Here is a 5,003-nt window from a genome sequence, read left to right as displayed (position 1 = left end):
GTGGCGAGCACTCCAAACTGCTCCACAGGACCTTGCGCATCGCGCATCCAACTAAAGGATACGTGATGTTGAGGGGTGGTTTTCGGCGTTGGCGCCTGAACCGAAAGCTGACTCCCTGACCGGCGTTTCCGCTGGTCAGGGGGACTGTAAGCTCTGTGCCCCCAACGGGATTCGAACCCGTGCTACCGCCTTGAAAGGGCGGCGTCCTAGGCCGCTAGACGATGAGGGCTATCGGCCCGCCTGCGCGCTTCTCAGCGCGTCGGGGACGTGAGAAGCATATGGGATGGCGGGAGGTATCGCCAAAACGGTTTACGGCGTGGAGGGAGCCGGGCTGCTCGGGGTGCCGGCGGAGCCCGTCGGGGACGGGCCCGTGCCGCTAGGGGACGGTGTCGCGCCCGGCTGGTTCTCCTTCGGCAGATGGCGGCTGACCTCGGCCGTCGTGAGGCCCAGGCCGCCGAGCTTGATCTGGTCCCAGGCCTGGAGGCGCCGGCTGTCCCGGTCGAAGTAGAGGATCGACGCCTGGACGGGGTCGGGGTGCTTGCCCTCGACGGCGCGCAGGCCGCTGCCGCCGGTGGAGCCCTCGATACGGAGCCGGGTGCCGTACTTCATGACCTCCATGTCCTCGTGGTGGACATGGCCCGCAAGCACCAGCGGCACCGTGCCGTCGACCTCGCGGGCCGCCGACGGCTCGTGGGCGACGGCGACGTCCACCGGGGTGCCGGCCCTGGTCTGGTCGCGCAGGGCGGAGGCCAGGCGGGCGCCGGCCAGTTCCTGGGAGGCCTCGGCGCCGGGCTTCGAGGAGCGGTCCGGGGTGTACTGCGGGTCGCCCATGCCGGCGAAGCGCAGGCCTGCGACCGTGCGGGCCCGGCCGTCGTCCAGGACCTGCACGTTCTTGAGGCCCTTCAGGTAGTCCTGGGTGACGCGGGAGTCGTGGTTGCCGCGGACCCAGATGTAGGGGGCGCCGAGGTCCTCGATGGGGTCCAGGAAGCCGTTCTCGGCCGCAGTGCCGTGGTCCATGGTGTCGCCGGAGTCGACGATCACGTTCACCTTGTACTGCTGGACCAGCGAGGCGATGATCTTCCAGCTCGCCGGGTTCAGATGGATGTCGGACACGTGCAGGACGCGGATCGTGGTGGGGTCGGGCTGGTAGGCGGGGAGCGTGGACGTGACGTCGTAGAGCTTGGTCACGTTCGTCACCAGGCGGGCCAGTTCCTTCTGGTAGACGTCGAACTCGGTGACGATGCTGCGCGCGTTGCCGACCAGGGACGGCGCGGAGGAGAGCAGGCCGGAGAACTTCGGTTCGAGGACGGAGTCGGGGTTCCAGGTCGCGTACGCGGTGCCGCCCGAGGCCACCAGCAGGGTGAGCGCGAGGCCGCCGGCGGCCATGGCGCGCCGGGGGCGGCGGTAGACGGCGAGGCCGAGCGCGGTGGCGCCGGTGACGACGGCGACGCAGGAGCGGGCGGCCAGGTCGAGGGTGCCGTGCTCTACGTCCTTCGCGACCTCGTCCTGGAGGCCGGAGAGGCGTTCGGGGTGGTCGACGAGTGCCTGGGCGCGGTCCGGGTCGAGCTGGTCGACGTTGACGTCGAGGCGGACCGGGGCGACGTGGCTGTCGAGCTGGAGGGCGCCCAGCGGCGAGATGTTGATCTTCGTGCCGCCGGTCAGGGAGGGGCGCAGGGTCATCGTCGTGTTCATGGGGCCGACCGGGACGCGCACGTCGCCCACGATCAGCAGGCCGAGCCAGGCCCCGAGCAGGACGACGGCGACGAGTCCGAGGGCGCGGGTCCAGGGGCGGGAACGGGGGACGAGCTCCGCCGACGGGGGCGCCGGACGGGCGCGGTGGCGGCTGGTGAGGGCGCGCGGGGCGCTGCGGATGCGGTTCATCACCTCGGCCAGGACGTGCAGGACTGCGGCGGGGACGCGGGCCATTGGTCCCGTATGCCCATGACCCGGGGCGTATATGCGAGGGGTGGTCGGAGGGCGGTGGCGGTGTCGTGCGTGATGGGTGGCGGTGTCGTACCTGATGTGTCGTACCCGACAATGGGCCTGTGCTGGAGATGACGCGCGAGGAGTTCGAGGAACTGGTCGCCGAGGCGCTGGACCGGATCCCGCCGGAGCTGACGCGGCTGATGGACAACGTCGCGGTGTTCGTGGAGGACGAGCCGCCGGCGGACGATCCCGAGCTGCTCGGGCTCTACGAGGGGACCCCGCTGACCGAGCGCGGCGAGTGGTACGCCGGGGTGCTGCCGGACCGGATCACCATCTACCGGGGGCCGACGCTGCGGTTCTGCGACACCCGTGAGGACGTGGTCGCGGAGACCGAGGTGACGGTGGTCCACGAGATCGCGCACCACTTCGGGATCGACGACGCGCGGCTGCACGCCCTCGGGTACGGGTGAGGTCTCCGGGGCCCGGGTGACGGTCCCCCGGCGCGCGGCGCGTGTCCTCCTGCGGGTGACGGGAGTTGGGCACGGCGACTCCTGATCCCCGGAGGTGGCCGCCCGTGCGCCCCTTGTACGTACCCGTCCGTCTGGCCGCCACGGTGGTGGCCGTCGCCGCTGCCGCCGGCTGCATGAGCGTCGGCGACGAGTCCGGCGGGGACGCCCGGCCCTCGCACTCGGCCGGGGAGCGAGGTGGCGGGGCGCCGGGCGGCGGGCCCGCGGTGTCGGGCGGCGCGGCCGGGTACGGCCCGGCGGCGGCCGGCGAGGGACGCGGACACGGCAAGGGCGAGAAGGGCGAGGACGACCGCGGCAAGGGGAAGGGCAAGGGCCGCGGCAAGGACGACGACGGCGAGGACAAGGCCCCCTCCGGCCCGCCGTCCGCGCACGCGACCGGCTCCACTCCGCCGAAGGGCGGGCCGGACGAGCCGACGCCCCCGCGGACCGCCGACCCGGAGCCGCCGCGCACGGTGGACCCGGAGCCGACGCCGCCCCCGGAGCCGCCCGCCTCCCCGACGCCGGAACCGACGCCGGAACCGTCCTCGTCGGCGCACGAGCCGCCCGGGACGCAGCTCGCGCAGCGGGAGCCGGCACCACAGGCCGGGGTGCCGGTGTAGGCCGTACGACGGGCACCGCCGCCCCCGTGTCAGGGGCCCGGACGGAGGGCCGGAAGGCGGGCTGACCTGGGCATGTGCTAGCCGGTTTGCCTTCAGGGGTGGTGGGTGCGTATGGTGGTAGATCGTTTGATCCCATTTGCCCGGCGCCACCGCAGAGCGCGCCGTGTGGCGCGTACTCTCCCTTGCCGTGATGGACCGCATCGAGGCGGTCGTATTGCGAATCGCGATTCACGGAGTTGACGGGCGCGTGCCGACTGAGAGACTCCGGAAGGTTTCGCATTCGCATGTCCATCATCAGTACTGATCACGTCGTCGTGCCCGAGAACGCCGAGGGCGTTTCCGAGGACCAGCAGGCTCCCGAGGTCGTCGAGACCTCCGAGGCCGCCGCCCCCGAGACGACCTTCGCCGACCTGGGCCTGCCCGAGGGCATCGTGCGCAAGCTCGCGCAGAACGGCGTGACCACCCCCTTCCCGATCCAGGCCGCGACCATCCCGGACGCGCTGGAGGGCAAGGACATCCTCGGCCGGGGCCGCACCGGCTCCGGCAAGACCCTCTCCTTCGGTCTGCCGACCCTGGCCACGCTGGCCGGCGGCCGCACCGAGAAGCACAAGCCGCGCGCCGTCATCCTGACGCCGACCCGCGAGCTGGCCATGCAGGTGGCCGACGCCCTCCAGCCGTACGGCGACGTCCTCGGGCTGAAGATGAAGGTCGTGTGCGGCGGCACGTCCATGGGCAACCAGATCTACGCCCTGGAGCGGGGCGTCGACATCCTGGTCGCCACGCCGGGCCGGCTGCGCGACATCATCAACCGCGGCGCCTGCTCCCTGGAGAACGTGCAGATCGCCGTCCTCGACGAGGCCGACCAGATGTCCGACCTGGGCTTCATGCCCGAGGTCACCGAGCTGCTCGACCAGGTGCCCGCGGGCGGTCAGCGGATGCTGTTCTCCGCGACCATGGAGAACGAGATCAAGACCCTCGTCGACCGGTACCTGAACAACCCGGTCAGCCACGAGGTCGACGCGGCCCAGGGCGCGGTGACGACCATGTCGCACCACATCCTGGTCGTGAAGCCCAAGGACAAGGCGCCGGTCACCGCGGCCATCGCCTCCCGCAAGGGCCGCACCATCATCTTCGTCCGCACCCAGCTGGGCGCCGACCGCGTCGCCGAGCAGCTGCGCGACGCGGGCGCGAAGGCGGACGCGCTGCACGGCGGCATGACCCAGGGCGCGCGCACCCGCACCCTGGCCGACTTCAAGGACGGCTACGTCAACGTCCTCGTCGCCACCGACGTCGCCGCGCGCGGCATCCACGTCGACGGCATCGACCTGGTCCTCAACGTGGACCCGGCCGGCGACCACAAGGACTACCTGCACCGCGCCGGCCGCACGGCCCGCGCCGGCCGCACCGGCACGGTCGTCTCCCTGTCCCTGCCGCACCAGCGCCGCCAGATCTTCCGGCTGATGGAGGACGCGGGCGTCGACGCCACGCGCCACATCATCCAGGGCGGCGCGGCCTTCGAGCCGGAGGTCGCCGAGATCACCGGCGCCCGGTCGATGACCGAGGTCCAGGCCGAGTCCGCGGGCAACGCCGCGCAGCAGGCCGAGCGTGAGGTCGCCCAGCTCACCAAGGAGCTGGAGCGCGCCCAGCGCCGCGCCACCGAGCTGCGCGAGGAGGCGGACCGCCTGGTCTCCCGGGTCGCGCGGGAGCGTGGCGAGGACCCGGAGACGGTCCTGGCCGAGGTGGCCACCGCCGCCGCCGAGGCCGAGGTCTCGGTGCCGGCGCAGGCGACGGCCCCGCGCGAGGTCGAGCAGACCGAGCGTCCGGAGCGGACCGAGCGTCGCGACGACCGTGGCGGCCGTTCGTTCGAGCGTCGTGACGACCGTGGCGGCTTCCGCCGTGACGACCGCCGTGACGACCGTGGTGGCCGTTCCTTCGAGCGTCGTGACGACCG

General features: G+C 72.4%; 4 protein-coding genes and 1 tRNA gene. 3 read left to right on the top strand and 2 right to left on the bottom strand.

Going from position 1 to position 5,003, the window contains the following annotated elements:
• Positions 1 to 156 precede the first annotated feature (156 nt).
• Positions 157 to 229 (bottom strand) — tRNA-Glu (locus GTW67_RS15975).
• An 80-nt stretch (positions 230 to 309) separates the two neighbouring features.
• Positions 310 to 1,926, bottom strand: coding sequence for a metallophosphoesterase family protein (locus tag GTW67_RS15970; protein WP_161165492.1), 1,617 nt, complete (start codon positions 1,924 to 1,926; stop codon positions 310 to 312).
• A gap of 119 nt (positions 1,927 to 2,045) precedes the next feature.
• On the opposite strand from GTW67_RS15970, the gene GTW67_RS15965 reads away from it, so the two are divergent.
• The 3 genes from GTW67_RS15965 to GTW67_RS15955 all read left to right on the top strand — a co-directional run.
• On the top strand, positions 2,046 to 2,396 hold the full coding sequence (locus GTW67_RS15965) for a metallopeptidase family protein (RefSeq protein WP_161165491.1): 351 nt from the start codon (positions 2,046 to 2,048) through the stop codon (positions 2,394 to 2,396).
• Positions 2,397 to 2,500: 104 nt separating this feature from the next.
• The gene (locus GTW67_RS15960; protein ID WP_161165490.1) at positions 2,501 to 3,052 is read left to right on the top strand and encodes a hypothetical protein; all 552 of its coding nucleotides are present in this window, start codon (positions 2,501 to 2,503) and stop codon (positions 3,050 to 3,052) included.
• Positions 3,053 to 3,336: 284 nt separating this feature from the next.
• The coding region (locus GTW67_RS15955; RefSeq protein WP_161165489.1) for a DEAD/DEAH box helicase at positions 3,337 to 5,003 on the top strand (1,667 nt) is incomplete at its 3' end.

Origin of the sequence: Streptomyces sp. SID5910, assembly GCF_009862125.1 — a bacterium.
Lineage (GTDB): Bacteria > Actinomycetota > Actinomycetes > Streptomycetales > Streptomycetaceae > Streptomyces.
The sequence above is the reverse complement of the archived record's forward strand: the minus strand, read 5'-3'. Positions and strand labels throughout refer to the sequence as shown.

Bases quoted from the DNA above. Each gene is read 5' to 3' on its own strand.
- GTW67_RS15970 (WP_161165492.1), bottom strand. From the start codon at position 1,926: ATGGCCCGCGTCCCCGCCGCAGTCCTGCACGTCCTGGCCGAGGTGATG.